The organism is Tersicoccus phoenicis, from assembly GCF_001968835.1.
Taxonomy (GTDB): Bacteria; Actinomycetota; Actinomycetes; order Actinomycetales; family Micrococcaceae; genus Tersicoccus; species Tersicoccus phoenicis.
In genome coordinates, this window is sequence record NZ_MRDE01000016.1 from 146,533 (window position 1) to 172,218 (window position 25,686).

The window sequence follows — 25,686 nt, forward strand, 5'->3', positions numbered from 1 at the left end:
TTCATGACCACGACCACCAGTCCGCTGACCACCCTCGAGAGCCTCGCCCGTAAACCCACCAGGGGAATCGCCGGCGATCCGGCCGACGGGCGCCTACCGCTCGCCGGCCGGGCCGACGGGCTCGTGGGATCCGTCATCGACTCCTCCACGTCCCTGCTCGCAGCGCAGCAGCACGACATCGTCCGGTTCGCGATGGGCGCCCCCGCGGCGGAGGCGATCCCGACTGCTCAGCTTCGCCGCATCGCCGCCGAGGTGCTCGACGCCTCCTCCTTCACCTACGGAGCGACCGAAGGCGAACCGGCGCTGATCGACGCGATCGTCGCGCACCGGTCCACCACGCCCGAGCCCACGCGGGCGGAGCGCCTGGTCGTCACGTCGGGCGGGATGCAGGGCCTGGACCTGGCGTTCAAGCTCTTCGTCGACCCGGGTGATCTCGTGGTGGTCGAGTCCCCCACCTACACGAACGGCTCCGCCACCGCGCTGAGCTACGGCGCTGACCTGCTCGAGGTGCCGGTCGACGAGGACGGCATGAACGTCGACGCGCTCGAGACGCTGGTCGGGGAAACCGGCCGGACCCCGAAGGTGATCTACACGATCCCGAACTTCCAGAACCCCTCGGGGACCACCCTGAGCCTGCGCCGCCGTACGCGCTTGCTGGAACTGGCGCACCGCTGGGGCGCCATGATCATCGACGACGACCCGTACGGCGCGTTGCGCTTCGCCGGTGAGCACGTCCGCGGCTTCCGCGAGATCAGTCCGGACGACCCGCTGGTGTTCTCGGTGCGCACCTTCTCCAAGGAGCTCGCCCCCGGACTGCGCGTCGGCTGGGTCGACGCGGACGCCCGGCTGCGCCCGCTGCTGATCGCGGCGAAGCAGGCCATGGACACGTGCACCAACGTGCCGAACCAGCATCTCGTGGAGCGCTTCGTCAGCCAGGGCGGTTACGACCAGCACCTGGCCGGCCTGCGGCAGGAGTACCGGACGCGCAAGGAGGCGATGGACGCCGCGATCGCCCGGCACCTGGGTGGTCGCGTGACGACGACCGACCCCGACGGCGGCTTCTTCCTGTGGGTCACCCTCCAGGGTGAGGACGCGCGGGTCCCGACGCCGCGACTGTTCGAGATCGCCCTCGCCGAGGGTGTGGCCTTCATCCCGGGGCCCGCCCTCTCCCCGTCCGGTCGGTTCCAGGACGCCTTCCGCCTCTGTTTCGCCTCGACGTCCCCGGAGCGCACGGAGGTCGGCGTCGAGCGTCTGGCCCGCGCCCTGGACCGCGCTCGCGTGGAGGTCGACCGCTGAGCGGGGCGGTCGCGCCTCCGACAGCCGCCGAGCTGGCGGTGCTCGAGTTCCTGGACCGGGACGATCTCGTGGCCCTGACCCGTGCCCTGGTGGACGCCGGCGGTGAGAACCCGGGCGGCAGCGAGCAGAACACCGCCGAGGTGCTGGCCGCCGCCGCCCGGAAGCGGGGCCTGACCGCACGTCTGGAGCACGTCGCGCCCGGCCGTCCGAACGTGGACGTCGACCTCGAGCCGGGTGGCGCCATCGGTCACGGACCCGGCCTGCTGTTCCTCGGCCACTCCGACGTCGTACCCGCCGGGCCCGGATGGACCCGGGAACCGTTCCGATCGACGGTCGAGGACGGCCGCCTGTACGGACGGGGATCCACCGACATGAAGGGCGGCCTGGCCGCAGTGCTGGTGGCCATGGCGGCGTTGCGGCGCGCCGACGCGCCGCTGGCCGGTCCCGTCCGACTCGCCTGCACCGTTGATGAGGAGGACCTCGGCCTGGGCATCCGGGCCCTGACCACCCGCGGGCTCGGCCGTCCCTTTCGGGGCTGTATCGTCGCCGAGCCCACCGACCTGCAGACGGTCGTGGGCTGCCGCGGCGATGCCTACCTCGAGGTCGAGATCAGCGGGGTGGCCGCCCATTCCGGCCGCCCGGCCGACGGCCGCAACGCGATCGACGCGGCTGCGCGCCTGCTCGATCTGGTCCGCGGCGACCACGACCGGATGCAGCACGACCTGGACCCCCTGCTCGGCGCCGGCACGTGGAATGTCGGGCGGATCGAGGGCGGCCGCGGCACCTCCGTGGTCGCCCCGTCGTGTCGGCTCTGGCTCGACCGGCGACTGATGCCCGACGAGGATCCGCAGCGGATCGCCGCCGACCTGGTCGAGGCCGCCGAGGTGGCCGGCATCACGGGAGACGGCATTCACCTGATGGTCGAGGTCACCATGGCGATGCCCGGCTTCCGCACGGACCCGGCCCACCCGCTCGCCGCCGCCGTGCACGACGCCGTCGACGCCGTCGACGGTCCCGCCTCCATCGGCGGCTGGACCGCCGCATGCGACGGCGGCTTCATCGCTCGCGATCACGCCGTCCCGACGGTCGTGATGGGCCCGGGTGGGCTCAACGACCAGGCACACCAGGTCGACGAGTCCGTCGGCATCGACGAGTTGATGCTTGCGGCGCGCGCCTACGCCCTGAGCGCCTTGCGTCTGCTCGCCGTCTGACGCCCACACCACCAATTCTCGGGACGTGGCTGCGCGAAGGGCCGGCGAGAAGTGACTCGCTCTCGCCGGCCCTTCGTCGCGCTGCTCCCACTCAGCTAGCGGCTGATCACCGGCATCTTGCCGGTCTCCGGGATCGCGGTGCCCCGCAGCGACGCGCCGACCGTCTCACGCATCGTCGACACGGCGATCAGACCGATCACGCAGGCACCCATCATGTAGAACGCCGGGATCAACGGGTTGGCGGTGGCGTCGATCAGCGCCTGGTTGGCCAGGGGAGCGGTGCCACCGAAGAGTGCCGTCGCGACGTTATAGGTGATGGCGAATCCGGCGAAGCGGACCTGGGTCGGGAACATGGCGGGGAAGGTCGCGGAGATGGTGGCCAGCTGCGGGATGTACAGCAGACCCAGCACCGCGAAACCGAGCAGCGCCCACCAGAAGCCATTGGCCATCAGCAGGTACATCGGCACGGCCAAGACGATGAGACCGATCAGCGAGAGATACCACATCGGCTTGCGGCCGAGCCGGTCGGAGAGTGCTCCCGCGAAGGGGATCACGAGCATCATGGCGAACTGCGCCAAGAACATGATGGTCAGTACGGTCTGCGCGTCCATGCCGGTCTGGCCTTCGAGATAGGTGGGCATGTAGCTCAGCAACGTGTAATTGACCACGTTCAGGGCGATCACCAAGCCGGCCATTGTGAGCATGGGACGCCAGTACAGCCGGAACAGATCCTTCAAAGCCGTGCCGGCCGACGACTCGGCGTGACCGATCTCCTCCAGCTCCCGGAACACCGGCGAATCCGCCAGTCTGGTCCGCAGGTACAGTCCGATCAGTCCGAGCGGCCCGGCCAACAGGAATGGAATGCGCCAGCCCCACTCCATCATGCCGGCTTCACCGATCGCCAGTCCGGCGAGCAGCACGATCAGCGAGCCCAGGGCGAACCCGGCGAGTGTGCCGAACTCGAGGAAACTGCCCAGGAACCCGCGCTTCTTGTCCGGCGCGTACTCGGCCATGAACGTCGCGGCACCGCCGTACTCGCCGCCCGTCGAGAAGCCCTGCACCATACGTAGCAGCACGAGCAGGATCGGTGCCGCCACCCCGATGGTCTGGACGTTGGGAATGAGACCGAGACAGAATGTCGCGGCCGCCATCAGAATGATCGTCAGAGCAAGCACCCGTTTGCGCCCCAAACGGTCACCGAGCGGTCCCCAGAACAGTCCACCGAGCGGCCGGACCAGGAAGGAGAGCGCGAAGGTGCTCAGGGCGAGCAGCGTTCCGCCCTCTCCCGGAAAGAAGTTGTACGTGATGTAGGCGACGGAGACGCCGTACACGCCGTAGTCGAACCACTCCGTCGCGTTGCCGATGGCCGAGGCCGCCACAGCACGCCGCACGGTGCTCGCATCCGGCACCGGGAGGGTGGTTGCTCGATCCTGGTCGGGATGGGCGTGGGCCGCCGGGGGGCCGGGGTCGTTCGCGGAATTCATGAGTCCTCCCTGGACAAGGGCGCGGTGCCCGGTCGGCGGCGCGCAACCTGCACTACAACGTAGAGGGTCGTTCGTCTATCGTCAACGATCTGACGATTTGATTTGTCCCAGGGAACCGCCATGCGATGGAACCGAGTCGGTCCGGGCCGGGCGCTCGGTCCCCCAGGCCGCCGCCCGCTCGTACGCGCGGGCCGCCCGCAGCACGGTGCGGTCCGCGTGCCGGGGGCCGACCACCTGGAGAGCGGCCGGTAGTCCGGCAGCGGTGAAGCCGCACGGAACGCTCACCGCGGGCTGCTGCGTCATGTTGAAGGGGTAGGTGTAGGGGGTCCAGCTGGTCCAGTCGGGGGATCCCCACCCCTCCGGGACGTCGTCGCCACGCTGGAAGGCAGGAATGGGCAGCGTGGGGGTGACCAGCACGTCGTACGTCTGATGGAAGCGACCCATGGTGACGCCCAGGTCCATCCGGACCGCCGTCGCATCGAGGAAGTCGGACGCGCTGATCGGGCCCAGACTCTCGATCGACCGGCGCAGACCGGGGTCCACCCGTTCGATGGCGTCGGGTGCGTAGCTGTCCAGGACCTTGGCGGCGCCGGCGAACCACAGGACGTGGAAGGCCTCGACCGGGTCGGAGAACCCTGGGTCCACCTCGTCGACGACGGCGCCGAGCTCCTCGAGCGTCGCTGCGGCGGCGCGGACCAGCGCGTCCACCTCGGGGTCGTTGTGGCCGAAGCCGAGGGTCGGGGAATAGGCCACCCGGAGGCCGGCGACACCGTCGTCGAGCCCGTCCTGGAAGGACTCGCGAGGCGTGGGCAGAGCTGACCAGTCGCGGGAGTCGAATCCCGTGATGACGTCGAGCAGCAGTGCCGCGTCGGCCACGGTACGGGTCATCGGCCCGGCGTGGGCCAGGGTGCCGAACGGGCTGGCCGGGTACATGGGGACGAACCCGAAGGTCGGTTTGATCGCCACCGTGCCGGTGAACGCGGCCGGGATCCGGACCGAGCCGCCGCCGTCAGTGCCCACCGACCACGGGCCCATGCCGAGCGCCACGGCGGTAGCGCTTCCGCCGCTGGAACCGCCCGAGGTCAGACGGGGGTCGTACGGGTTGCCGGTCGAGCCGTGGCGCAGTGAGTCGGTCACGCCCTTCCAGGCGAACTCCGGCGTCGTGGTCTTGCCCAGGAGCACGGCCCCGGTCTCGCGAAGCCGGGCCACGCACGGCGCGTCCTCGTTCCAGGGCTGGTTCTCCTCGATGAGGCGCGTCCCGCGCAGGGTCGGCCAGCCGCGGGTGTAGAAGATGTCCTTGACGGAGGTGGGGATGCCGTCGCCGGGCCCGAGGGGGGACCCGGCGCACCACCGGGTCTCGGCTGCCCGGGCGGCGGTCAACGCCGCATCGGCCTCGACGCGGACGAAGGCATTGACCGGGCCGTCCCGGTCCTCGATCGCCTGCAGGGCGGCGCGGGTAGCGTCCACCGGCGAGAAGTCACCCCGGCGATAACCCTCGATCAGCTCCACGGCCGTCAGATCCACCAGGTCGCTCGACATCGCTCTCCTCGCTCAGCCTGCGAGGTCGCCCTGCGACGTCGCTTGTAGGATTGTCGACATTCAGCCTAGGACGTATGCCCGCCCGAGACAACGGGCGCTGGTGCTCGCGGGTACGGCGATGCGGTCGATTCTCCGGTCCGACGCGCCGGTATGATCGTGAACAATCGCATGACCGCACCGTCATGGGCTCGCCGCTGGAGGAACCGTGCCATCCCATCCGCAGACCAAGCTGCTGGAACCCGTCGTCCAGGAGACGACGCCCGCACTGATCGCCCGCCAGTTGCGCCGGGCGATCGGCCGGGGGGAACTGGCCCCGGGACAACAGCTGAACGAGACGGAGCTGAGCCGGAGCCTCGGCGTGAGCCGAGGGCCGCTGCGGGAAGCGATGCAGCGGCTGACGCAGGAAGCCCTGCTCGTGAGCATCCGCAATCGTGGTGTCTTCGTCGCGGAGGTCACCGACGACGACATGCGAGACATGTATCTCGCGCGGACCGCTGTGGAGCGGGCCGCCGCGACCCGCCTGGTCCAGCTGGACCCGGCCGCAGCCGCGCCGCAGCTGCTCGCGGTGGTGCAGCGCATGGCCGCGGCGGCGGACCGCGACGACGCGAACGCCCTGACCGAGGCGGACATCGATTTCCACGCCCTGCTGGTCTCCCTCGCGGGCAGCCCCCGGCTCGTGCGTATGCACGCCACCCTGATGGTGGAGACGCGGATGTGCATCACGGCCCTGGAGGACCGCTACAGCTCCCATTCCGTGCGCACGGAGGAACACCGGGCCATCGCCGAGGCCATAAGCGACGCGGACCTCGAACGCGCGGACCGCCTGCTGAAGGCCCACATGGAGGACGCGCTCGACCGCCTCGCCGGCTCGGCCGCCCAGGCGTAGACCGGCCGCGGCTGGGCGCCGACGGCGTACCGTCGGCTGCCGCAGCTGGGCACGAACCCGCGCGTCAGACCCGCGGCACCGCCAGGTACTTGTACTCGAGGAACTCGTCGATGCCCACGCGGCCGCCCTCCCGGCCGATGCCCGACGCCTTGACTCCGCCGAACGGGGCGGCGGGGTTGGAGACGATGCCCGTGTTCAGGCCGACCATCCCCACTTCCAGGCGCTCCCCGACGCGAAAGCTACGGTCCACGTCCTGCGTGAAGAGGTAGCCGACCAGCCCCCACGGCGTGTCGTTGGCCATCCGGAGAACGTCCTCCTCCGTGTCGAAGGGGATCACCGGGGCGACGGGGCCGAAGATCTCCTGGTCCATCAACTCCGACCCAGGGTCGACGCCGGAGAGCACGGTCGGCCTGTAGAAGTACCCCGGTCGGTCCGGGCGCGATCCCCCGCAGACGACGGTGGCACCACGGGAGACGGCGTCATCGACGAGTTCCTGAACCTTGGTCAGCGCCTTGGGTTCGACCAGCGGCCCCACGTCCGTGCCGTCCTCGGCCCCGTCGCCCACGGCCAGGTCACCCAGCCGTGCCGCCAGCCGCTGGGCGAAGTCGTCGGCGATGGACCGGTGCACGAACAGCCGGTTCGCGGCGGTGCAGGCTTCCCCCATGTTGCGCATCTTGGCCGCGACCGCCCCGTCGACGGCCCGGTCCAGGTCGGCGTCCTCGAAGACGATGAAGGGAGCGTTGCCGCCGAGCTCCATCGAGGACCGCATCACATGCTCGGCGGCCTGCTCGAGCAGACGCACGCCGACGGCGGTGGAGCCGGTGAAGCTGATCTTGCGGGCGATGCCGCTGGACATCCAGGGGCTGACCACGGCGGAGGGGTCCGTGGTGGTCACGACGTTGAGCACCCCGTCCGGCAGCCCCGCCTCGACCAGGATGTCGACCAGGGCGAGGGAGGACAGCGGGGTGAGGTTGGAGGGTTTGAAGACGATGGTGCAGCCGGCGGCGAGGGCGGGACCGATCTTGCGGGTGCCCATGGCCAGCGGGAAGTTCCACGGGGTGACCAGGACGCAGGGCCCGACCGGTTCGCGGGACACAAGCACGCGGGTCTTCCCGTCACCGGTGCTGGTCTGGTCGCCGCCGATCCGCACGGCTTCCTCGGAGAACCACCGGAAGAACTCCGCGGCGTAGGCCACCTCGCCCTTCGCCTCCGCGAGGGGCTTGCCCATCTCGGTGGTCATGATCAGGGCCAGGTCGTTCTGCCGTTCCATGATCGCGTCGTAGGCGCGGCGCAGGATCTCGCTGCGTTCCCGGGGCGCGGTGCGGGCCCACTGCGCCTGGACGCGGCCGGCGGTCTCGATGGCGCGCCTGGCGTCCTCGGGTCCGCCGTCGGCGACGGTGGCGATGACCTCTTCGGTGGCGGGGTTGACCACGTCGAAGCGAGCGCCGGAGGCGGCCTCGCTCCACTGGCCGTCGATGAAGACACCGGTGTGGACGCCATCGATCACCTGGCGGGCGCGGTCGGACGTGCGGGCGGTGCCGGTGGGAGCGGTCATGGGGTGTCCTCGTTTCCGTTCGTGGGGTCATCGCTGATCGGGGTGGCCGCACCGGCGTGCACCGGTGCACCGGGATCGAGAATCTGCGCCAGGTGCCGCCCGGACCGCGTGGAATCGAGCTGCTCGATCTGCCGGGCGCAGGAGAAGCCGTCGGTGAGCACTACCGCGCCGGGACCGGACTCCCGGAGGGCGGGAGCGAGAGCATTCTCCGCGACCTGCATGCTGATCTCGTGGTGCTGTGCCTCGAATCCGAAGTTGCCGGCCACTCCGCAGCACCCAGTGGCATCGTGGATCTGCTGCACGCCCGCGGCGGTCAGGGCGGCGCGCTGCGGGCCGGCCCCGAACGCCGAGTACTCGTGGCAGTGGGTCTGCAGCACCACCCGCTCGGGTACGGGTCGACCCGGTGCCGGGGTCCAACCGGTCGCCGCGCGCTCGGCCACGTGGGTGGCGAAGCTGCGGACCCGGGCGGCAACGCGACGGGCCTGTTCGGTGGGCACGAGCTCGGGCAGATCCGTGTGCAGGGCCGCCGCGCAACTGGGCTCGACGACGACGATCGGCCGGTTCGTGCCGTCGTCGAGAGCAGCGGCCGCCTTCGCCAGGCGCTTCCGTGCGGTGTCCAGCTGCCCGGTGGAGATCCAGGTCAGCCCGCAGCAGGCGTCGGCGGCGCAGGTTACGGGCTCGCCCGCTCCGGCGAGCACGCGGGCGGCCGCACCGGCCACCTCCGGGCGGAAGCCGCGGGTGAAGGTGTCGATGAACAGGACCGCGCCGGCGTCCCGGTCACCGTGCGCGCCCGCGGGCGACACCCCGGCCGCCGCCACCTCCCGGCACCACGCGTCCGCGGGGGCGAACCGGGGCAGGCGGCGTTTTGTGGTCAACCCGCCGGCGACGGCGGCCAGCTTCCCCAGCGGCGTGGCCAGCACCGCGTTGACGAGCGGGGCGACCCGGCCGGTGAGCACCAGCCAACGGGGCAACCAGCCGAGGGAGAAGTGCGAGGCCGGGCGGAGCCGGCGCCGGTAGTAGTGGTCGAAGAACTCGGCCTTGTACGTGGCCATGTCGACGCCGGCCGGACAGTCGGTGGCGCATGCCTTGCAGGACAGGCACAGGTCCAGCGCCTCGCGGACCTCCGGGGAGCGCCACCCGTCACCCGTCGTGCGAGCTCCGCGGACCATGTCCTGGAGCACGCGGGCTCGGCCGCGGGTGGAGTCCTTCTCGTCGCGGGTCGCTCGGTAGCTCGGGCACATCACGCCGCCGGTGTCGGCGCGGCACCGGCCGACACCGATGCACCCCTGGACGGCGTGCACCCACGGGTCGGGCGCGGAGGCGGTCGCTTCCGTCGGCTCGCTTCCGGCACCGACCGCCCGCAGGTCGAAGCTCGTGCGCCAATCGCGCGCCGGGACGCCCTCGAGCGCCAGGTGCGCGTCGAACGCGTCGGGCTCGGTCATCGATCCCAGGTTGAGGATGCCGACCGGGTCCCATAGCCGGCGGTAGTGCTGGAAGGCGGCGAGCAGATCGGCGGAGTACATCAGCGGGAGCAGTTCGGACCGGGCGCGCCCGTCGCCGTGTTCGCCGGACAGGGAGCCGCCGTGGCGGACCACCAGGCGGGCCGCGGCCCGGGTGAACGCGCGGAACACGGTGCGGCCCTGCTCGGTACGCAGGTCGTAGGTGATCCGGATGTGCAGGCAGCCGGCACCGAAGTGCCCGTACATCACGCCGGTCAGGCCGTGCTCGGCCAGCAGCAGGCGCAGGTCCCCGAGGTAGTCGGCAAGTCGGTTGGGGCTGACCGCCGAGTCCTCCCAGCCCGGCCAGGACTCGCCACCGCCCGCGAGCCGGGAGGAGAGCCCGGCGCCGTCCTCCCGCACGCGCCACAGGGAGGCCCGGTGTCCGAGGTCCGGCACCGCGCGGCCCTCCACCAGCCGACCGTCGGTGGCCAGCCGGACGAGCAGCCGGTCCGCCTCCGCGGCGACCGCGGCAGCGTCGTCCCCGTCCAGGTCGACGAACAGCCACGCGTGCCCGGCGGGCAGCCCCAGCACCGAGTCCGGCCCACGCCGGAACCGCATCGTCTCGACGATCGCCTCGTCGGTGCCCTCCACGGCCGCCGGGGAGAACTCGAGGATGGTGGTGACATCCCGGGCGGCGTCGACGATGTCGTCGTAGCCGAGGCAGACCAGCAGGGCGGTGGCCGGCTTGGGCACGAGCGTCATCCGCGCGCCCACGACGACGGCGCACGTGCCCTCCGAACCCACCAGGGCGCGTGCCACGTCGAACTCCCGCTCCGGCAGCAGATGCTCCAGGTGATAGCCGGAGACCTGCCGCTGGATCCGACCGAGCTCGAGGCGGAAGGTGGCCAGATTGTCCTGGGCGAGCCGGCGCAGCGATGTGGTCAGCTCCGCGGCGCGGGCGATGGAGACACGGTCGTCCGGGTCGGTCGCCCGCAGCCCGGTGCGGTGCGCGGTGAGGCGCGCCCCGTCCACGGTGACGACATCGATCTCCTGCACGTGGTCCGAGGTCCGCCCGTAGCGTACAGAGTGGTTGCCGCACGCGTCGTTGCCGATCGACCCGCCCACCGTGGCGCGCGTCTTCGACGAGGGGTCGGGGGCGAACGTCGCCCGGCCGTCCGTCACCTCCTCCACCCGCCGAGTGAGGTCCGCCAGCACGACGCCGGGGTCGACGTCCACCGTGCCGGCGGCCTCGTCGACTCCGCGGATCCGGTTCAGATGCCGGGAGAAGTCCAGTACCACGCCGGGGCCGATCGCGTTGCCGGCCATGGAGGTGCCCCCGCCGCGCGCGGTCAGCGGCGTGCCGGTTTCCCGGCACGCCCGCACCGTGGCCACCACCTCGTCCACGTTGCGCGGGAAGACGACGGCCACCGGTGACACCCGATAGTTGGACGCGTCATAGGCGTACTCGGCCAGCCGGCGGGACGACGCGTCGGCGTCGACCCCCAACTCGCGGAGTCGGCCCAGCAGTGCGCCGTCGACACGTTCGGTGGCCGCCCTGCCGGGTGGCGTCTGGACGTGGCTCACGGGTGCGCTCAGGCGCCCGTGGTGCCCGCGGGGACGGCACCGCTGACGGCGGCCACCGCGGCCTCGAATCGCTCCAGTCCCGTGGCGATCTCCTCCTGGGTGACGACGAGCGCGGGGATCAGCCGCACCACGTTGCCCGCGGGACCGCAGGTCAGGGTGAGCAGACCCTGGCTGGTCGTGCCCTGCTGCACGGCGGTCGCAGTCGCGGCGTCCGGGGTTCCGTCGGCCGCGGTGAACTCGATGCCCTGCATCAGGCCGAGCCCGCGGACGTCGCCGATCGCCGGGAAGCGGGCCTGGATCTCTTTCAGTCCCGCCTGGAGCTGATCGCCGCGGACCCGGGAGTTCTCCACCAGGTCCTCCTCCTCGATCACGTCGAGGGTGGCGACGGCGGCCGCGGCGGAGACCGCGTTGCCCCCATAGGTGCCACCCTGCGACCCCGGCCAGGCCTTCGCCATCATTGCGGTCGGCGCCGCGATCGCGGAGATCGGGAACCCGGAGGCGATGCCCTTGGCGGTGATGAGGATGTCGGGCGTGGCCGAGGAGTGCTGGTGGCCCCAGAAGCGTCCGGTGCGGCCCACCCCGGCCTGCACCTCGTCGAAGATCAGCGCGATCCCGTGCCGGTCGGCCCGCTGGCGGAGCCCCTCCATGAAGGCCGGCGGCGTGGGCAGGTAGCCACCGTCGCCCAGCGCGGGCTCGATCAAGAAGGCCGCGGTGTCGGCGGGAGCCGTGCGGGTCTCGAGCAGGTAGTCGAGTTCCTGCAGGGCGAAGGCGACGGCCGTCTCCTCGTCCCAGCCGTACCGGTAGGCGTAGGGGAACGCCGACATGTGCACCCCGGCCATCAGCGGTGCGAAGCCGGCGGAGAACTTCGTCCCGGCGGTGGTCAGGGAGGCGGCCGCCACGGTACGGCCGTGGAAACCGCCCTGGAAGACGACGATGTTGGGCCGTGCCGTGGCCATCCGGGCGAGGCGGATGGCGGCCTCGACGGCCTCCGAGCCGGAGTTGGCGTAGAAGACGGAGTCGAGTCCGGCGGGGAGCACGTCCCCGAGTTTCTCCGTCAACTCCAGCAGGGGCGGGTGCATGACGGTGGTGAACTGCGCGTGGATGACCTTTCCGATCTGCTCCCGAGCGGCCGCCACGACCCGGGGGTGGCAGTGGCCGGTGCTGGTGACGCCGATGCCAGTGGTGAAGTCGAGGTAGGCCCGGCCGTCGGTGCCGTGGATCCAGCTGCCGAGCGCGTGGTCCACCACCACCGGGGTCGCCTGCTTCAGTACGGGGCTCAGAGATGTCATGCGGTCATCCTTGCGGTCGAATCGCCCGATTGTCAACAATAAGCGTACAGTGATGACGTGAGTGAGTTCGCGCCGTTCCCCACCACGCCCGACGGTTCCGCGGCCCGGCGGCCGACGGTGGTCGTCCTGACCGCGCCGGGCACGGCACCGCCCACCAACACCGCGGCGCTGGAACGCCACGCCGAGCTCGTGTTCACCGACGCCGCCGGTCTTCCCGCCGCTCTGCCGGGCGCCTCCGTCCTGTTCGTGTGGGACTTCTTCTCCACCGCGCTGCGGGACGCGTGGGTGCACGCGGACGCCCTGGAATGGGTGCACGTGGCCGCGGCCGGCGTCGACTCGCTGTTGTTCGACGGGTTGCGGGACTCGGGCGTGACGGTGACCAACGCGCAGGGGGCGTTCGACGGGCCGATCGCCGAGTTCGTGCTGGCCTCGGTCCTGGCTCACGACAAGCAGCTGCACCAGAGCCGGCGGCTGCAGGACCGAGCCGTCTGGCGGCATCGTGAGGTGCAGCGCAGCGCGGGCCGACGGGCCCTCGTGGTGGGGACCGGTGGAATCGGACGAGCCACCGCCCGACTGCTGCGCGCGGTCGGCATCGAGGTCCGCGGCGCCGGCCGCACCGGCCGCGACGACGACCCCGACCTCGGCCTCGTGGTGCCCAGCGCCGAACTGGCCGACCACGTCGGATGGGCCGACCACGTGGTGCTGATCGCGCCGCTGACGGCGGCCACCCGCGGGCTCGTGGACGCCCGGGTGTTGGCCCGGATGAAGCCGACGGCCCACCTGGTCAACGTCGGGCGTGGCGCCCTGCTGGACGAACCGGCCCTGGTGACGGCCCTGCGGACCGGTACGATCGCCGCCGCCTCCCTGGACGTCTTCACCGAGGAGCCGCTGCCGGCGGACCACCCCTTCTGGCGCCTCGAGAACGTGCAGGTCTCGGCCCACATGAGCGGGGACGTCGTCGGGTGGCGGGACACGCTCGCCCAGCAGTTCGAGGACAATCTCCTCCGGTGGTGCGCCGGCACCGGCCTGCGCAACGTCGTCGACAAACAGGTCGGCTACGTACGCAGCAGCTGATCCGCACCGGCCCCGGACCCCGGCGCGGGACCCCGGGGCGATGCTCAGGCGTCGGCCGCTCGGGCGAAGGCCAGCGTCTCGCCTCGCGCGCCGCCCATCCAGACGTCCTGACAGGCGGCGGCCAGCTCGTCCAGCCCCTGCTCGATGGTCGCGAACACGTTGCCGGGCACCCAGCCGACATCGCCGTTGAGGAGCAGGTTGTTCCGCCCGTAGAAGACGGCCAGATCGATGAGCAGCCGGTTCTCCGCGGTGCCCGCGGAGGCGTCGTACCCGTAGGCGGGATTGTCGAGGACGCCCTCGAAGCTGAAGTAGCAGAGGTCCCCGGGAATCGGCGTCACCGTCTGGTTCTCCGGTCCCGGTTCCTGCTCGGCGAACGCCGGCACCAACGTGTAGATCTCGTTCCGAGCGAACTTGCCGTGGAACACCTGGCCCGCGGTCGGCAGGGCCTGCCACACCGCTTCGGCGGTGCGTGGCGCCTCCGCGTCGAGCAGTCGGGCCCGCGCCGAGACGCCGCGCTGCTGAAGGGTGATCGTGATGTATCGGCTCATGCGCGTCTCCGCTCGTCATCGGATCGTTCCGAGCATTCTCGAACGATTGTCTACAATCCAACTGTAAGCTTTCCATCGAGGGATGCAACCGTCGAGAAGGAGTGCCCGCGCCATGCACACGATCGCCATCCTCTACCCCGGCCACAGCGCGGAGGACGAGTTCGCCGCCCTCGAATCCGTCATCCCCGACAGCGCCTTTCCCGTCGTCCACACCTGGGAGGGGGCCACCGACCACGACGTTCAGGCCCTGCTCGATCTCGGCGCCCGGGACCAGCTGGAGCCGGCCGCTGAGCAAGCCCGCGCCGTCTCCCCCGACGCGGTGATGTGGGCGTGCACCTCCGGGAGCTTCGTGTACGGGAGCGAGGGCGCCCGGGAGCAGGCGAGTTGGGTCGAGCAGGCGGCGGGCGTCCCGTCCTCGTCGACGTCCCTCGCCTTCGTGGCGGCGGTGCACCGGCTCGGCCTTCAGCGCGTCGCGGTGGCCGCAACGTATCCCGCCGCGGTTGCCGCCCACTTCTCCGGGCTGCTCGAGCAGGACGGGATCACCGTCACCTCCCTGTCCACCTACGACGTGCCCAGCGGGGAGGACGCCGGACGGCTCGATGCCGCGTGGGTGTTGGACACGGCGCGTACCGCCGATCTCACCGGCGCGCAGTGCGTGCTGATCCCCGACACCGCCCTGCACACCATCGCCGTGTTGCCCGAGCTCGAGGCCGCCCTCGGCCTGCCGGTCCTGACCGCGAACCAGGTCACCGCCTGGCAGGGGCTCGTGCTCGCCGGCCATCCGGCGCGGGCCGACGGGCTCGGCGCCCTCTTCGCTGCCGCCTGACGTGCTGGCGACCGGGCTCGGGGTCGGTCAGACGGCGCCGAGGCGCTGGTCCGGTGCCGCCAGCCGCAGTCCCAGTCGGCGCAGCCCGGCCCACGCGGTCACCTGGTTGGCGGTGAGCACCGGTTTGCCGAGTTCGTCCTCCAGCGCGGTGATGATGGCGAAGGTCGGCAGGTTGGTGCAGGAGACGAACACGGCCTCGGCGTCGGGATGGTCGGCGTCGCGCACGAGATCGGCCGTCACCGAGTAGGGCACGTGCCAGATCAACCGGTCGAGACCGAGGCCGGCCGTGCGGACCACGGTACGGTCGTCGACCTGGAGGAAGTCCTCGAGCAGGGCGGTCAGTCGGGCGACGTACGGCGTGGCGATGGCCAGGCGTTGGACGCCGAGCACGTCGAGCGCCTCGAGCAGAGCCTCCGACGTGGTCACCGCGGGGGCGGACGTCTCTTCGGTGATGGCCTGCGCGATCCGCCGAGCCCCGGCGACGCCGTTGACGAAACTGCCCGAGGTGCAGGCGAAGACGACGGCCTCGGGTTCGACGGCGGCCAAGGAACGCGCGGTGGCCCGAATCTCGGCATCGTCACCGAGAGCACTGGCCATCAACTCGTCCACCGCTAGCGGATGATGGGGCGTCCGCGCGACCACGAGGGACACGTCGTCCGGCATCCAGCGCCACAGTTCCCGGTCCAACGCCATGTCGTAGGGGTTGACGACCCCGATCACCCGATCCGGGCTCGGGCCGTCGGGGATGAAGCGCTGCACCGTGGGCATGGTCCATTCTGGCATACTGTCTGATCGTCGACAATCGATAGGGCGGCGGTCATCAGCGTCCGCGATGCCACGCAACCCGTCGTTAGGCTGGGCGGCATGAACTCCCCGCTTCCCGACGCCCGCACCCGACTCGCCGATGCCCACCGGCACGAGGCACTGCTCTCGGAGCGTGCGCTGCACATCAAGCAGTCGGCGGTGCGCAACGTCTTCGACATCTCGATGCGGCCGGGACTGATCTCGCTCGCCGGAGGCAACCCGTTCGTGCAGACCCTGCCCATGGCAGAGCTCGGGGACATCGCCCGTGAGCTGATCGCCCACCAGGGACCCGTCGCCCTGCAGTACGGCAGCGGCCAGGGCACCGAGGAGCTGCGCCGGGCGATCTGCGGCGTGATGGCCGAGGAGTCGATCACGGACGCCGTGCCGGAGAACGTCATCGTGACCGCCGGCGCCCAGTCCGCCCTCGACGCCTGCACGCGCATCTTCTGCGACCCCGGTGACGTCGTGCTGACCGAGGATCCGACCTACGTCGGCGCCCTGAACACGTTCGAGGCGTACGAGGTGGACGTCCGCCCGGTCCCGTCCGATGAGCAGGGTCTGCTGCCCGACGAGCTGGAGCGGGCCATCACCGCCGTGCGAGCGGAGGGGAAGCGGGTCAAGTTCCTCTACACGATCCCGTCGTTCGCCAACCCGTCCGGCGCCGTGCTGGCCCCGCAGCGGCGGCAGCGGGTGGTGGACGTGTGCCGGGAGGCGAACGTGCTCGTCGTGGAGGACAACCCCTACGGGATGCTCGCGTTCGACGGCGACCCGGCCCGTCCGCTGCGGGCGGACAACCCGGACGACGTCGTCTACCTCGGCACATTCTCGAAGATCTTTGCCCCGGGCCTCCGGCTGGGCTGGTTGCTCGCACCGGCACACCTGAAGCAACGCCTGTACTTGGCGAACGAGTGCGTGGTGCTGTGCCCGCCGGCGTTCAACCAGATGCTCGCCGTCGAGTACCTGCACCGGTTCGACTGGGTGGCGCAGGTCGATTCCTACCGAGAGGTCTACCGGAAGCGCGCGGAGGCGATGGTCGCCGCACTGGCGGACACCATGCCGTCGGGCGTGCACTGGACGACCCCCACCGGCGGCTTCTTCGTCTGGTTGACCCTGCCGGAGCAGCTGGACGCGGAGGCCCTGCTCGGCCCGGCCATCGAAGCCGGCGTCGTCTTCGTGCCCGGCAGCGCCTTCACGGCAGCGGACGGCCCCAGCCCGAACCTGCGGCTCTCCTTCAGCGCTGTCGAGGAGGACGAGATCGCCGAGGGGGTGCGGCGCTTAGCGGCAGTGATCCGCGCCGCGCTGTAGGCGGAACCAGGCTTCGGCCGGGAACTCCGATGCCGGGCGCTTCGGCAGAAGGGACAGAAACTACCGATCTGGGCGGGAAGGAAACCGCCCCAACGGGAGTAACTGTCCCACTGAGGAGGTGCGACTGTCGGCGGTGCCGGGTGTGAGTGTGACCGGCCTGAGTCGGTTCAGGCCGTCGTCGGCTGGACCACGATCGGCTTCGTGGTCGGCGCTGGCGAGCCTCCGGCCGGCTCGACGGTCAGGCCGATGTGCGTGGCGCCGTCGAGTCGGCCCTCCAGCGCGGTGTAGGTCACGCCGGTGGAGGCCGTGAACGTGCCGGCCGGCCGCGCCTGCTGACCTGCGATGTACCAGAGTTCGTATGTCTTGTCCGGAGCCAGCGCGGGCAGGTCGCGGCTGATCACGGCAGACCGGTTCAGTGACTTCGACGACGCGACGCTCACCGAACCCCCGTTGCCGGCCTTCCCGGCGCGGATCACGGCGTCCGGCGCGGTGAACACGCTCAGGGCCGCGTCGCGCTGCGCGTTCTGGGTGGTGAGCTGCTGCTCGGCCGCGATCCGTTGCTGGTTCAGGTTGGCCGCCCAACCGCCGAGCACGACGCCGGCGACGAGCAGGACGGCGGCGGCGGCGCCGAGCCACGCCGCGGTCCGCCGCCAGCGCCTGAGCTGGACGACGGTGTCGCGGTCGTCGGGATTGTCGCGATGCTCGCGGTCGTCACGGTCGTCGCGGTGCCGGTCGTCGCGGTGCCGGTCGTCGCGGTGCCGGTCGTCGCGGTGCTCGCGGTCGTCGCGGTGCCGAGCGGAAGCGCCCCGTTGGCCGACCACCGTCCGGCCGGACGCGGGCACCTGGCCGTCATCGGCCGCGGCGACCGGGACGTCATCGGCCGCGGCGACCGGGACGTCATCCGACGCAGCAACCGGGCCGGCGGGCCGCTGCGGCAGTTCCGCGATCGCGGCCATGACCCGCGCCTTGACTTCCGAGCGCGGCTGAACCGGAGGCAGGGCGAGGCCGAGTTCGGTCTCGACGTCGGAGAAGTCCGGTTCGCGTTCGTCGTCGTGGTGGTCGCTCATGTCCTCACCCCCAATCTCGTTCGTAGTCTCTTCATGCCGTCCCGGATCCTGGTCTTGACCGTGCCCAGAGGCAGATCGGTGATCCGGGCGATCTCCTGCTGCGTGTACCCGCCGTAGTAGGCGAGCTTGATGACGGTCACCTGTCCGGTGTTCAGGTCCTCCATCGCGCGGTCGACCCGTTCGGACTCCAGCCGGGTGGTCACCGTGTCCTCGACGTCGTCGTACGACTCCTGGTACTCCTTCGCACCCTGGGCGAGCTCACGCTCCCGGCTGGCCCGGACGGACCGCACCCGATCCACGGCACGCCGGTGCGCCAGGGTCAGGCACCACGTGATGACTCGCCCCCGGCCGGCCTCGTACGCACCGGCATTCTGCCAGATCTGCACGTACGCATCCTGGAGCACCTCTTCGCTGAGGGCCCGATTCCGGAGCACCCGCTCGATCACGGCGAACATGTGGCCGGAGGTGGCGTCGTACAAGGCGCTGAACGCGTCCTGGTCGCCGCTCGCGACCCGGTCCATCAGCGTCTCGAGGTGCGCGTCGGAACCGCGGGCAGGTTCCGGCGACGTCGTCATCATCCCAGCATGTCACCTGGCGGCGCGCCGACCGAACACCACCACACCTCCGCCTGCGGGGTCGGCACGATGCGCCGAGCGGCCCCACACTCCGCCCGACGCAACGCGCGCCCCCCGCGCAGTCCCGCTCGACCCCCGCGGGACGTCCTCGGATCCGCTGGGCGCCCATGTCCCCACCTCCACGTCTCGGCACCGGTTCACGCTCCGCGCCGACTGCGCACTGCACTGCGCACGTCGGCGTCATGATGTGTTCGGAACAGCGCCACCGGGCGGATTGGGGCGACACCGCGCCTCAGGAGAGGACGGGTCAGCGCAGGGCGTGGGCGACGGCGGCGAACAGGGCCCGGGCACGACGGCTGGCGGCCAGGTCCTCCACCAGCACGGCGTTGCCGTCGGCGTCGGCGAGCGGAACCCGCCAGTTGGGGTACTCGTCGGTGGTGCCCGGTTGGTTCTGGACGCGCTTCTCCCCCACCGCGTCGACGAGGGAGACGCCGAGCAGGCAGGCCGGTGAGGCGGCGAGCAGCTCGTACAGGGCGGCGATGGTGCGCTCCTCGTCGGCGCGCTCGGGCAGCAGGCCGCGCTCGGCCGCCAGGGCCAGGAACGCGCGTTGTTCCCGCCGGTCCGCGGCCAGCTCCTCCTCCAGCGGCGCGTCGAGCATGCCGAGCCGCTCCCGGAGCCGGATGTGCTCGCCGCTGAGGTAGCCGGCCGTGGGCGGCAGGTCGTGGGTGTTGACGCTGGCCAGGCACAGCCGCCGGTACTGCTCGACCGGCAGCGGGTCGTGCTGCTCGTCGAACTCGAACCAGAGGATCGACGTGCCGAGGATGCCGCGGTCGGCCAGGTATTCACGCACCCACGGTTCGAACAGGCCCAGGTCCTCGCCGATGACGACGGCGCCGGCACGCTGCGCCTCCAGCGCGAGCACCCCGATCAGCGCCTCATGGTCGTAGCCGACATAAGTGCCGTCGGCCGCCACGGTGCCGTCCGGCACCCACCACAGCCGGAACAGTCCGAGGATGTGATCGACCCGGATGCCACCGGCGTGCCGCAGGATCGTGCGGAGCATGTCGCGGAACGGGACGTACCCGGCCTCGGCCAGGCGCTCCGGATGCCACGGCGGCTGGTTCCAGTTCTGCCCCAGGGCGCTGTACATGTCGGCGGGAGCGCCCACGGTCACCCCCGGGGCCAGCACGTCGCGCAGGGTCCACGCGTCGGACCCCTGCCGGTGCACCCCGACGGCGAGGTCGTGCAGGATGCCGACACCCATCCCCGCGTCCGCGGCGACGCGCTGGGCGGCGGCGAGCTGCTCGTCGCAGACGAACTGCAGCCAGCAGAAGAAGTCGATCTCATCGGCCAGCTCGCCGCGGTACCGGCTGATCTCGTCGTCGGTCAGGTCGGGGTTGACCCACTCCCCGGCGTCCGGGTCGTGCCGCTCGCGCAGGGCGCACCACAGGGCGAAGTCCCGCAGGCCGGCACCCTCCCGACGGACGAACGCGGTGAACGCCGCCTGCCGCCACGGGCTGGGCTCGACGGCGTGGACCAGCCGGAGCGCCTCGAGCTTGGCCGCGTACACGGGGTCCCGGTCGATCGCCTCGACGCTGGTGTTCTGTGCGGAGCACCGAGCGGCGAGTTCGGCGACGCGCGTCCGGTCCTCCGCCGGCAGGTAGGCGAACTCGGGCACGTTCTCGACCCGGATGTACAGGGGGTGGAAGAACCGGCGGCTGGTGGGCAGGTAGGGCGAGGGCTCCACCGGCGGAGCCGGCTCGGCGGCGTGCAGCGGGTTGATCAGCAGCCAACCGGCGCCCTCCTGCCCGCTGATCGCGGTCAGGTCGGCCAGGTCGGCCAGGTCGCCGACGCCCCAGGACCGGCGGGAGCGCACGGAGTACAGCTGGGTCATCAGCCCCCACTGCCGGGTGGCGCCGACGACGTCGGCCGTCGCGAGGCGCCGGGGCGTGACGATCAACCGGCAGCTGGCCAACCGGGCGCCGGACTTCGCGCCCACGGTGTGCCAGCCGAGCGGCAGGCCCGCGGGGACAGCGAAGGTCGCCCGGCCGGTGAGCTGACCGTCGACCTCCCGGGGATCGGCCCACTCGTCGCGCTGGGGGACCGGGACGTTGCGGCCGTCCTCCGTCTCCACCCACACGGCGACGTCCTCACCGTGTGGCAGGTGCACCGGGAAGGTCCGCTCCTCGCCCTCGGTGACGACGAGGACGGGCGGCAGCAGCCGCCGCCAGGGGGCGAGTTCGCGGTCGATCAGGGCCGCGTCCACCTCGGCGTCCGTGTCCACGGTCACCCCGAGCGCGGCGAGCACCGCGACCAGGGTGGTGGCGGGGATGTCCCGGGTGACGCCGTCGAACCCGGTGACCGTGGTGTCCACCCGCCAAGCCCGGGCGAGGGCCTGGAGCCGGTCGAGGGAGAGGTCGGTGGTCGCGGGATGCTCGGGAGTAGCGCTCATGATCCTGCCCTGTCGACGTGTGACGACGCCGGCGGCTGTCGGCATCGGACGGCCCGGTGGCCCCGACTCACCCTATGTCAGGGCCGGTCCGGGCCGGGGCCTCCGGCCGTCCCGGCCGTCAGCCGGGCCAGCCGCCGGCGGGCGCTCGTCTCGGTGGGCCCCCGGCGGCCGAGCACCAGCCGGACGCCGGCCAGGACGAGGCGGGTGGCGGCGACCGTGGGCAGCCGGACCGGGCCGAGGCGCGGGACCGGTAGGCCGAGCAGCCGGCGGTACGGCTCCCGCAGGCTTGCGATCGCGCCGGCGTACAGCACCCGGTACCCGGGCCGGAGCGCCGGGCTCAGTCCCGGCGAGCGGAGGAACCGCATCACCTCGTCGAGCCGGTCGCTGTGTGCCAGCTTGCCGTCGGTCAGGTACGTATCGAGCTGGCGGCGCAACTCGGCGGCCGTGCGCGGCGGGTCGACCACGCCCATCAGCTCCCCGGCGACGGCCCACTCGGCGACGTAGGCGTCCGCGCCGCCCGGGATCGCGCCCGGGCCACCCCAGGTGGAACCCCAGATCTGGTGCGCGGTCAGGAACGAGTCCGTGAAGGCCAGGTGCACCCAGCGCAGCAGGTCCGGATCGTTGGCGGCGTAGGGCCGCTGCCTCCCGGTCGCGTCGAGATAGGTGCCGGTGACGGCCCGGTGCAGGCCGAGCACATACGACGACGCGGCGCGGGCGGTGCGGGTGTCCCCGTAGGTGACGGTGAAGATCCACCGGATGGTGCCGGCGAGCCTGCCGAGCGGGTCCTCCCGGAACCGGGAGTGCTCGTAGACGCCGGCCAGGGCACCGGGGTGCAGCGCCTGCATCATCAGGGCGCGCACGCCGGCGACGATGGGCGCCATCGACCCGTGCACCGCCCAGGCGGCGGAGCCGGGGCCGAGGAAGCCGGCGTCGTCGCCGTCGGCGAGCGCGGCCGACCAGTCCGGCTCCCGCCCGGGGCTACCGGTGAACGTCAGTTGCAGCTCGCGGCGGATCACGCCGAGCGGGTCGTGGGCCATCGGTTCACTCCAGCAGCAGGGCCGGTTCTTCCATGATGGCGGCGACGTCGGCCATGAACCGGGCGGAGAGGTCGCCGTCGACGACGCGGTGGTCGAAGGAGCCGCCGAGCGTCGTGATCCAGCGGGGGATCACCTCGCCGGAGACCACCCACGGCTTCTGCCGGATGGTGCCGAACGCGACGATCGCCACCTCGCCGGGGTTGATGATCGGGGTACCGATGTCGATGCCGAGCACCCCAATGTTGGTGATGCTCAGGGTGCCGCCCTGCATGTCCGCCGGTTTCGTCTTCCCGGCCCGGGCGGTGGCGGCCAGATCGCCGAGGGCGACGGCCAGCTCCTTCAGGGTGAGGTCCTGCGCGTTCTTGAGGTTCGGCACCATCAGGCCGCGCGGGGTGGCGGCCGCGATGCCCAGGTTCATGTAGTGCTTGATGTGGATCTCGTCGCCGTCCTCGCCCGGCACCCAGCTGGCGTTGACCTGCGGATTGCGGGCCGCGGCCCAGATCACGGCCTTGGCCAGGATCAGCAGCGGGGAGACCTTGATGCCCGCGAAGTCGCGGGAGGCCTTGAGCCGCTGCACGAACTCCATGGTCCGGGTGGCGTCGACGTCCACGAAGATCGACACGTGCGGCGCCGTGAACGCGGACTGCACCATCGCGGCGGCGGTGGCCTTGCGCACGCCGCGGACCTTGATCCGCTCGATCCGGCCCTGACCGGCGTCCCAGAACTGCGGGGCGCGGGCCTGGTTCCGGGCCACCTGCTCGGCGTAGGAGAGCAGGTCGTCGCGGGTGACCTCACCGCCGACGCCGGACGCGGTCACGTCGGCGAGGTCGATGCCGAGGTCCTTGGCGGCCTTGCGGACCGGCGGCTTGGCGAGCACCCGCTGCACCAGCCGCTCGATCGGGTTCCGGGCGGCGTGGGGCCGGGCCTCGGTGCCGGACGGTATCGCGCTCGGCGCGGCGGCGGACCGGGGGGTGGCGGGTGGTGACGGCGGGACCTGCGGTTGGGGGCTGGGGGCAGGGTCCGCGGATCGCGGCGACTGTTCCGGGGCCGATGGTGCCGCCGCCGGCTCTGTAGCCGGTGCTGTCGCCGTCGGCTCCTGCTGCGCCGGCCGGCCGCCGGTCGTGGGGTGCGGCCGGGTTCCGGTGTGCCGGGCACGGCGCTTGACGGCGTCGGCGCGGGGGCCGGAGCCGACCAGCGGCCCGGGCGGCGCCGGCTGCGGGCCGACGTCGGGCGGGGTGGGGTCCTCGTGCTCCGCGGCGTCTCCCGCAGCTCCCGCGGTTCCCGTCGCGGAAGCGGTGCCGGGCGTCTCCCCGGCGTCGAGCACGGTGATGATCGGGGTCCCGACCTCCACGGTCACCCCCTCGGCGACGAGCAGCTCGCCGACGACGCCGGCCCAGGGGCTGGGCAGCTCGACCAGGGACTTCGCGGTCTCGATCTCGACGAGCACGTCGTTGACCGCCACGGTGTCGCCCGGCGAGACCTTCCAGGAGACGATCTCCGCCTCCGTCAGTCCCTCACCGGCGTCCGGCAGGTTGAACGTCTGGGCCATGTCCGCTCCTCAGTAGGCCAGCGCGCGGTCGACCGCGTCCAGGATGCGGTCGATGTCGGGCAGGTAGTGCTCCTCCACCCGGGCCGGCGGGTAGGGCAGGTGGAAGCCGCCCACCCGCAGCACCGGTGCCTCGAGGCTGTAGAAGCAGCGTTCGGTCAGGCGGGCCGCGATCTCCCCGCCGATGCCACCGAACGTCGGCGCTTCGTGGGCGACGACGAGGCGGCCGGTGCGGCGCACGGAGTTCTCGATGGTGTCCGCGTCCAGTGGTGAGATGCTGCGCAGGTCGATCACCTCGAGCCGGTGGCCGTCCTCGGCGGCGGCGTCGGCGGCCGCGAGCGCGACCGGGACCAGCGGACCGTAGGCGACGACGGTGGCGTCCGTGCCCTCCCGGACGATCTGCGCCCGATACGGGTCCGGGGTCGGCCGGTGGGTGTCCACCTCGCCCTTGAGCCAGTACCGGCGCTTGGGCTCGAGGAAGATCACCGGGTCGGCGCCCTGCGCCACCTGCTGGATCATCCAGTACGCGTCGTGCGGGGTGGACGGGCTGATGACGCGCAGCCCGGGGGTGTGCGCGAAGTACGCCTCGGGCGACTCGGAGTGGTGCTCGATGGAGCCGATGCCGCCGCCGTAGGGAATCCGGATGATGACCGGCGCGCTGAGCCTGCCCTCGGTGCGGGTGCGCAGCTTGGCCAGCTGGGTGGTGATCTGGTTGAACGCCGGGAACACGAACCCGTCGAACTGGATCTCGCAGATCGGCCGGTAGCCGCGCATGGCCAGACCGATCGCGGTGCCGACGATGCCGGCCTCCCCCAGCGGGGTGTCCACCACCCGGGACGCACCGAAGTCCTTCTTCAGACCTTCGGTGATCCGGTAGACGCCACCCAGGTCGCCGATGTCCTCGCCCATCAGAAGCACCTTGTCGTCGCGTTCCAGGGCGGCTCGCATGCCGGCGTTGAGCGCCTTCGCCATGGTCAGCGTCGTGGTGCTCGGTGCTGCCGGGGCCGGTGCGGCGCCGGTATCGGTCGTGGTCACGTGTCGAATCCCCTTCAGTGGGTGCCGTCGCGGGCGTCGTCGTCGAAGGACGCCTCGTACTGCTCGTGCCAGCGCCGTTCCTCCTCGACCAGGGGGTGCGGCTGGCCGTAGACGGTCGCGAACGCGGTGTCGAGCCCGGACAGGGACATGGCCAGGGTCGCCTCGCGCACGTGCGCGGCGACGGCGTCGCCCTCGGCCGCGACGTCGGCGAAGAAGGCGTCATCGGCCAGCCCCTGGCCGCGCAGGTAGCGCTCGAACCGGTGCAGCGGGTCCTTCTGCGCCCATTCCTCCTCCTCGGAGGCGAGCCGGTACTTGGTCGGATCGTCCGCGGTGGTGTGGGCGCCGAGCCGGTAGGTGAACGCCTCGACGAGCGTGGGCCCAGAGCCGGTGTGCGCCCGTTCCAGGGCCCACCGGGTGACGGCGTGCACGGCGAGCACGTCGTTCCCGTCCACCCGGACGCCCGGGAAGCCGTAGCCGGCGGCCCGGCGGGAGAGCGGGACCCGGGACTGCACGTCGAAGGGCACCGAGATGGCCCACTGGTTGTTCTGGCAGAAGAACACGATCGGGGCGGTGAACGAGGCGGCGAACACCATGCCCTCGTGCACCTCGCCCTCGGTGCTGGACCCGTCGCCGAAGTACCCGATCACCGCCTCGTTGCGGTCCGGCTCCTCGTTGCCGACCGCGCCGTCCCGGGCGATCCCCATCGCGTACCCGACGGCGTGCGGCACCTGGGCGGCCAGCACCAGCGTGTAGACGTGGAAGTGGTGCTCCCGGGGATCCCAGCCGCTGTTGGAGACCCCCCGGAACAGGCGCAGGATGTCGGCGAAGTCGACGCCGCGGGTGCGGGCGACGGCGTGCTCCCGGTAGGTGGGCACGAGGTAGTCCCGGGGCGCGGCGGCCCGGCCGGAGCCCACCTGCGCCGCTTCCTGTCCCCGGGCCGAGACCCAGAGGGCGAGCTGGCCCTGCCGTTGCAGGGCGGTGGCCTCCTCGTCGAAGCGGCGGGTGACGGCCATGTCGCGGTAGAAGGTGCGCAGGTCCTCGTCGGTGACGTCGGTGAGGAAGTCGTCGAAGAACGGGTGCGGCTGCCGGTTGCCGTGCTCGTCGAGGAGCTGGATCATCTCGTCCGCGCCGGGC

20 protein-coding genes are annotated in these 25,686 nt (G+C 71.7%); 6 read left to right on the forward strand and 14 right to left on the reverse strand.

Annotated elements, in window-relative coordinates:
• Nucleotides 1-3: 3 nt before the first annotated feature.
• Nucleotides 4-1,296, forward strand: coding sequence for an aminotransferase-like domain-containing protein (locus tag BKD30_RS03290; RefSeq protein ID WP_083955969.1), 1,293 nt, complete (start codon nt 4-6; stop codon nt 1,294-1,296).
• A 38-nt stretch (nt 1,297-1,334) separates the two neighbouring features.
• Nucleotides 1,335-2,507 (forward strand): M20 family metallopeptidase, encoded by a 1,173-nt coding sequence (locus BKD30_RS03295; RefSeq protein ID WP_235861358.1) that lies wholly within the window; start codon nt 1,335-1,337, stop codon nt 2,505-2,507.
• Between the two features lie 95 nt (nt 2,508-2,602).
• Here the strand turns inward: BKD30_RS03295 and BKD30_RS03300 are convergent, their stop codons facing one another.
• Nucleotides 2,603-3,991, reverse strand: a complete 1,389-nt coding sequence (locus tag BKD30_RS03300) for an MFS transporter (protein ID WP_083955970.1) — start codon at nt 3,989-3,991, stop codon at nt 2,603-2,605.
• An 81-nt stretch (nt 3,992-4,072) separates the two neighbouring features.
• Nucleotides 4,073-5,530, reverse strand: a complete 1,458-nt coding sequence (locus BKD30_RS03305) for an amidase (RefSeq protein WP_076701894.1) — start codon at nt 5,528-5,530, stop codon at nt 4,073-4,075.
• Nucleotides 5,531-5,735: 205 nt separating this feature from the next.
• On the opposite strand from BKD30_RS03305, the gene BKD30_RS03310 reads away from it, so the two are divergent.
• Nucleotides 5,736-6,416 carry a GntR family transcriptional regulator gene (locus BKD30_RS03310; protein ID WP_235861371.1) on the forward strand — a complete coding sequence of 227 codons (681 nt, stop codon included), beginning with the start codon at nt 5,736-5,738 and terminating at the stop codon, nt 6,414-6,416.
• A gap of 64 nt (nt 6,417-6,480) precedes the next feature.
• Here the strand turns inward: BKD30_RS03310 and BKD30_RS03315 are convergent, their stop codons facing one another.
• Genes BKD30_RS03315 through BKD30_RS03325 form a run of 3 tightly spaced genes read right to left on the reverse strand, consistent with a single transcriptional unit; the run spans nt 6,481 to nt 12,283 of the window.
• On the reverse strand, nt 6,481-7,971 hold the full coding sequence (locus tag BKD30_RS03315; RefSeq protein ID WP_076701898.1) for an NAD-dependent succinate-semialdehyde dehydrogenase: 1,491 nt from the start codon (nt 7,969-7,971) through the stop codon (nt 6,481-6,483).
• Nucleotides 7,968-10,994 (reverse strand): FAD-binding and (Fe-S)-binding domain-containing protein, encoded by a 3,027-nt coding sequence (locus BKD30_RS03320; RefSeq protein WP_076701901.1) that lies wholly within the window; start codon nt 10,992-10,994, stop codon nt 7,968-7,970. Before BKD30_RS03320 ends, BKD30_RS03315 begins: the two co-directional genes overlap by 4 nt.
• 8 nt (nt 10,995-11,002) lie before the next feature.
• A complete protein-coding gene (locus BKD30_RS03325; protein WP_076701904.1) occupies nt 11,003-12,283 on the reverse strand; it encodes an aspartate aminotransferase family protein in 1,281 nt (426 codons plus the stop codon).
• A 57-nt stretch (nt 12,284-12,340) separates the two neighbouring features.
• On the opposite strand from BKD30_RS03325, the gene BKD30_RS03330 reads away from it, so the two are divergent.
• Complete coding sequence (locus tag BKD30_RS03330; protein ID WP_076701907.1) at nt 12,341-13,357, forward strand: D-2-hydroxyacid dehydrogenase; 1,017 nt, start codon at nt 12,341-12,343, stop codon at nt 13,355-13,357.
• Nucleotides 13,358-13,401: 44 nt separating this feature from the next.
• Here BKD30_RS03330 and BKD30_RS03335 read toward each other — a convergent pair whose 3' ends face one another.
• Nucleotides 13,402-13,905 (reverse strand): DUF3830 family protein, encoded by a 504-nt coding sequence (locus BKD30_RS03335; RefSeq protein WP_076701909.1) that lies wholly within the window; start codon nt 13,903-13,905, stop codon nt 13,402-13,404.
• A gap of 112 nt (nt 13,906-14,017) precedes the next feature.
• Between BKD30_RS03335 and BKD30_RS03340 the strand changes: the two genes are divergently transcribed.
• Nucleotides 14,018-14,731 carry a maleate cis-trans isomerase family protein gene (locus BKD30_RS03340; protein WP_076701912.1) on the forward strand — a complete coding sequence of 238 codons (714 nt, stop codon included), beginning with the start codon at nt 14,018-14,020 and terminating at the stop codon, nt 14,729-14,731.
• Nucleotides 14,732-14,758: 27 nt separating this feature from the next.
• Here the strand turns inward: BKD30_RS03340 and BKD30_RS03345 are convergent, their stop codons facing one another.
• Nucleotides 14,759-15,499 (reverse strand): maleate cis-trans isomerase family protein, encoded by a 741-nt coding sequence (locus tag BKD30_RS03345; protein ID WP_076701915.1) that lies wholly within the window; start codon nt 15,497-15,499, stop codon nt 14,759-14,761.
• Nucleotides 15,500-15,595: 96 nt separating this feature from the next.
• Between BKD30_RS03345 and BKD30_RS03350 the strand changes: the two genes are divergently transcribed.
• The gene (locus BKD30_RS03350; RefSeq protein WP_076701918.1) at nt 15,596-16,840 is read left to right on the forward strand and encodes an aminotransferase-like domain-containing protein; all 1,245 of its coding nucleotides are present in this window, start codon (nt 15,596-15,598) and stop codon (nt 16,838-16,840) included.
• 167 nt (nt 16,841-17,007) lie between these two features.
• On the opposite strand, the gene BKD30_RS03355 is transcribed toward BKD30_RS03350, so the two are convergent.
• The 7 genes from BKD30_RS03355 to BKD30_RS03385 form a co-directional block, all read right to left on the reverse strand.
• Nucleotides 17,008-17,907, reverse strand: a complete 900-nt coding sequence (locus BKD30_RS03355) for an anti-sigma factor (protein WP_076701921.1) — start codon at nt 17,905-17,907, stop codon at nt 17,008-17,010.
• Nucleotides 17,904-18,482 carry a sigma-70 family RNA polymerase sigma factor gene (locus BKD30_RS03360; RefSeq protein ID WP_235861373.1) on the reverse strand — a complete coding sequence of 193 codons (579 nt, stop codon included), beginning with the start codon at nt 18,480-18,482 and terminating at the stop codon, nt 17,904-17,906. The genes BKD30_RS03355 and BKD30_RS03360 overlap by 4 nt, the downstream gene beginning before the upstream one ends.
• 307 nt (nt 18,483-18,789) lie before the next feature.
• The gene (malQ, locus tag BKD30_RS03365) at nt 18,790-20,934 is read right to left on the reverse strand and encodes a 4-alpha-glucanotransferase (RefSeq protein WP_076701927.1); all 2,145 of its coding nucleotides are present in this window, start codon (nt 20,932-20,934) and stop codon (nt 18,790-18,792) included.
• A 77-nt stretch (nt 20,935-21,011) separates the two neighbouring features.
• The gene (locus tag BKD30_RS03370) at nt 21,012-21,971 is read right to left on the reverse strand and encodes an oxygenase MpaB family protein (RefSeq protein WP_076701930.1); all 960 of its coding nucleotides are present in this window, start codon (nt 21,969-21,971) and stop codon (nt 21,012-21,014) included.
• Nucleotides 21,972-21,975: 4 nt separating this feature from the next.
• Nucleotides 21,976-23,520, reverse strand: a complete 1,545-nt coding sequence (locus BKD30_RS03375) for a dihydrolipoamide acetyltransferase family protein (RefSeq protein WP_076701932.1) — start codon at nt 23,518-23,520, stop codon at nt 21,976-21,978.
• Nucleotides 23,521-23,529: 9 nt separating this feature from the next.
• The gene (locus tag BKD30_RS03380) at nt 23,530-24,489 is read right to left on the reverse strand and encodes an alpha-ketoacid dehydrogenase subunit beta (protein WP_076702187.1); all 960 of its coding nucleotides are present in this window, start codon (nt 24,487-24,489) and stop codon (nt 23,530-23,532) included.
• 77 nt (nt 24,490-24,566) lie between these two features.
• The gene (locus BKD30_RS03385) at nt 24,567-25,670 is read right to left on the reverse strand and encodes a thiamine pyrophosphate-dependent dehydrogenase E1 component subunit alpha (RefSeq protein WP_076702191.1); all 1,104 of its coding nucleotides are present in this window, start codon (nt 25,668-25,670) and stop codon (nt 24,567-24,569) included.
• Nucleotides 25,671-25,686 lie beyond the last annotated feature (16 nt).

Bases quoted from the DNA above. Each gene is read 5' to 3' on its own strand.
- BKD30_RS03290 (WP_083955969.1), top strand. From the start codon at position 4: ATGACCACGACCACCAGTCCGCTGACCACCCTCGAGAGCCTCGCCCGT.
- BKD30_RS03300 (WP_083955970.1), bottom strand. From the start codon at position 3,991: ATGAATTCCGCGAACGACCCCGGCCCCCCGGCGGCCCACGCCCATCCC.
- BKD30_RS03305 (WP_076701894.1), bottom strand. From the start codon at position 5,530: ATGTCGAGCGACCTGGTGGATCTGACGGCCGTGGAGCTGATCGAGGGT.
- BKD30_RS03315 (WP_076701898.1), bottom strand. From the start codon at position 7,971: ATGACCGCTCCCACCGGCACCGCCCGCACGTCCGACCGCGCCCGCCAG.
- BKD30_RS03325 (WP_076701904.1), bottom strand. From the start codon at position 12,283: ATGACATCTCTGAGCCCCGTACTGAAGCAGGCGACCCCGGTGGTGGTG.
- BKD30_RS03335 (WP_076701909.1), bottom strand. From the start codon at position 13,905: ATGAGCCGATACATCACGATCACCCTTCAGCAGCGCGGCGTCTCGGCG.
- BKD30_RS03340 (WP_076701912.1), top strand. From the start codon at position 14,018: ATGCACACGATCGCCATCCTCTACCCCGGCCACAGCGCGGAGGACGAG.
- BKD30_RS03345 (WP_076701915.1), bottom strand. From the start codon at position 15,499: ATGCCCACGGTGCAGCGCTTCATCCCCGACGGCCCGAGCCCGGATCGG.
- BKD30_RS03350 (WP_076701918.1), top strand. From the start codon at position 15,596: ATGAACTCCCCGCTTCCCGACGCCCGCACCCGACTCGCCGATGCCCAC.
- BKD30_RS03355 (WP_076701921.1), bottom strand. From the start codon at position 17,907: ATGAGCGACCACCACGACGACGAACGCGAACCGGACTTCTCCGACGTC.
- BKD30_RS03360 (WP_235861373.1), bottom strand. From the start codon at position 18,482: ATGACGACGTCGCCGGAACCTGCCCGCGGTTCCGACGCGCACCTCGAG.
- malQ (WP_076701927.1), bottom strand. From the start codon at position 20,934: ATGAGCGCTACTCCCGAGCATCCCGCGACCACCGACCTCTCCCTCGAC.
- BKD30_RS03370 (WP_076701930.1), bottom strand. From the start codon at position 21,971: ATGGCCCACGACCCGCTCGGCGTGATCCGCCGCGAGCTGCAACTGACG.
- BKD30_RS03375 (WP_076701932.1), bottom strand. From the start codon at position 23,520: ATGGCCCAGACGTTCAACCTGCCGGACGCCGGTGAGGGACTGACGGAG.
- BKD30_RS03380 (WP_076702187.1), bottom strand. From the start codon at position 24,489: ATGGCGAAGGCGCTCAACGCCGGCATGCGAGCCGCCCTGGAACGCGAC.
- BKD30_RS03385 (WP_076702191.1), bottom strand. From the start codon at position 25,670: ATGATCCAGCTCCTCGACGAGCACGGCAACCGGCAGCCGCACCCGTTC.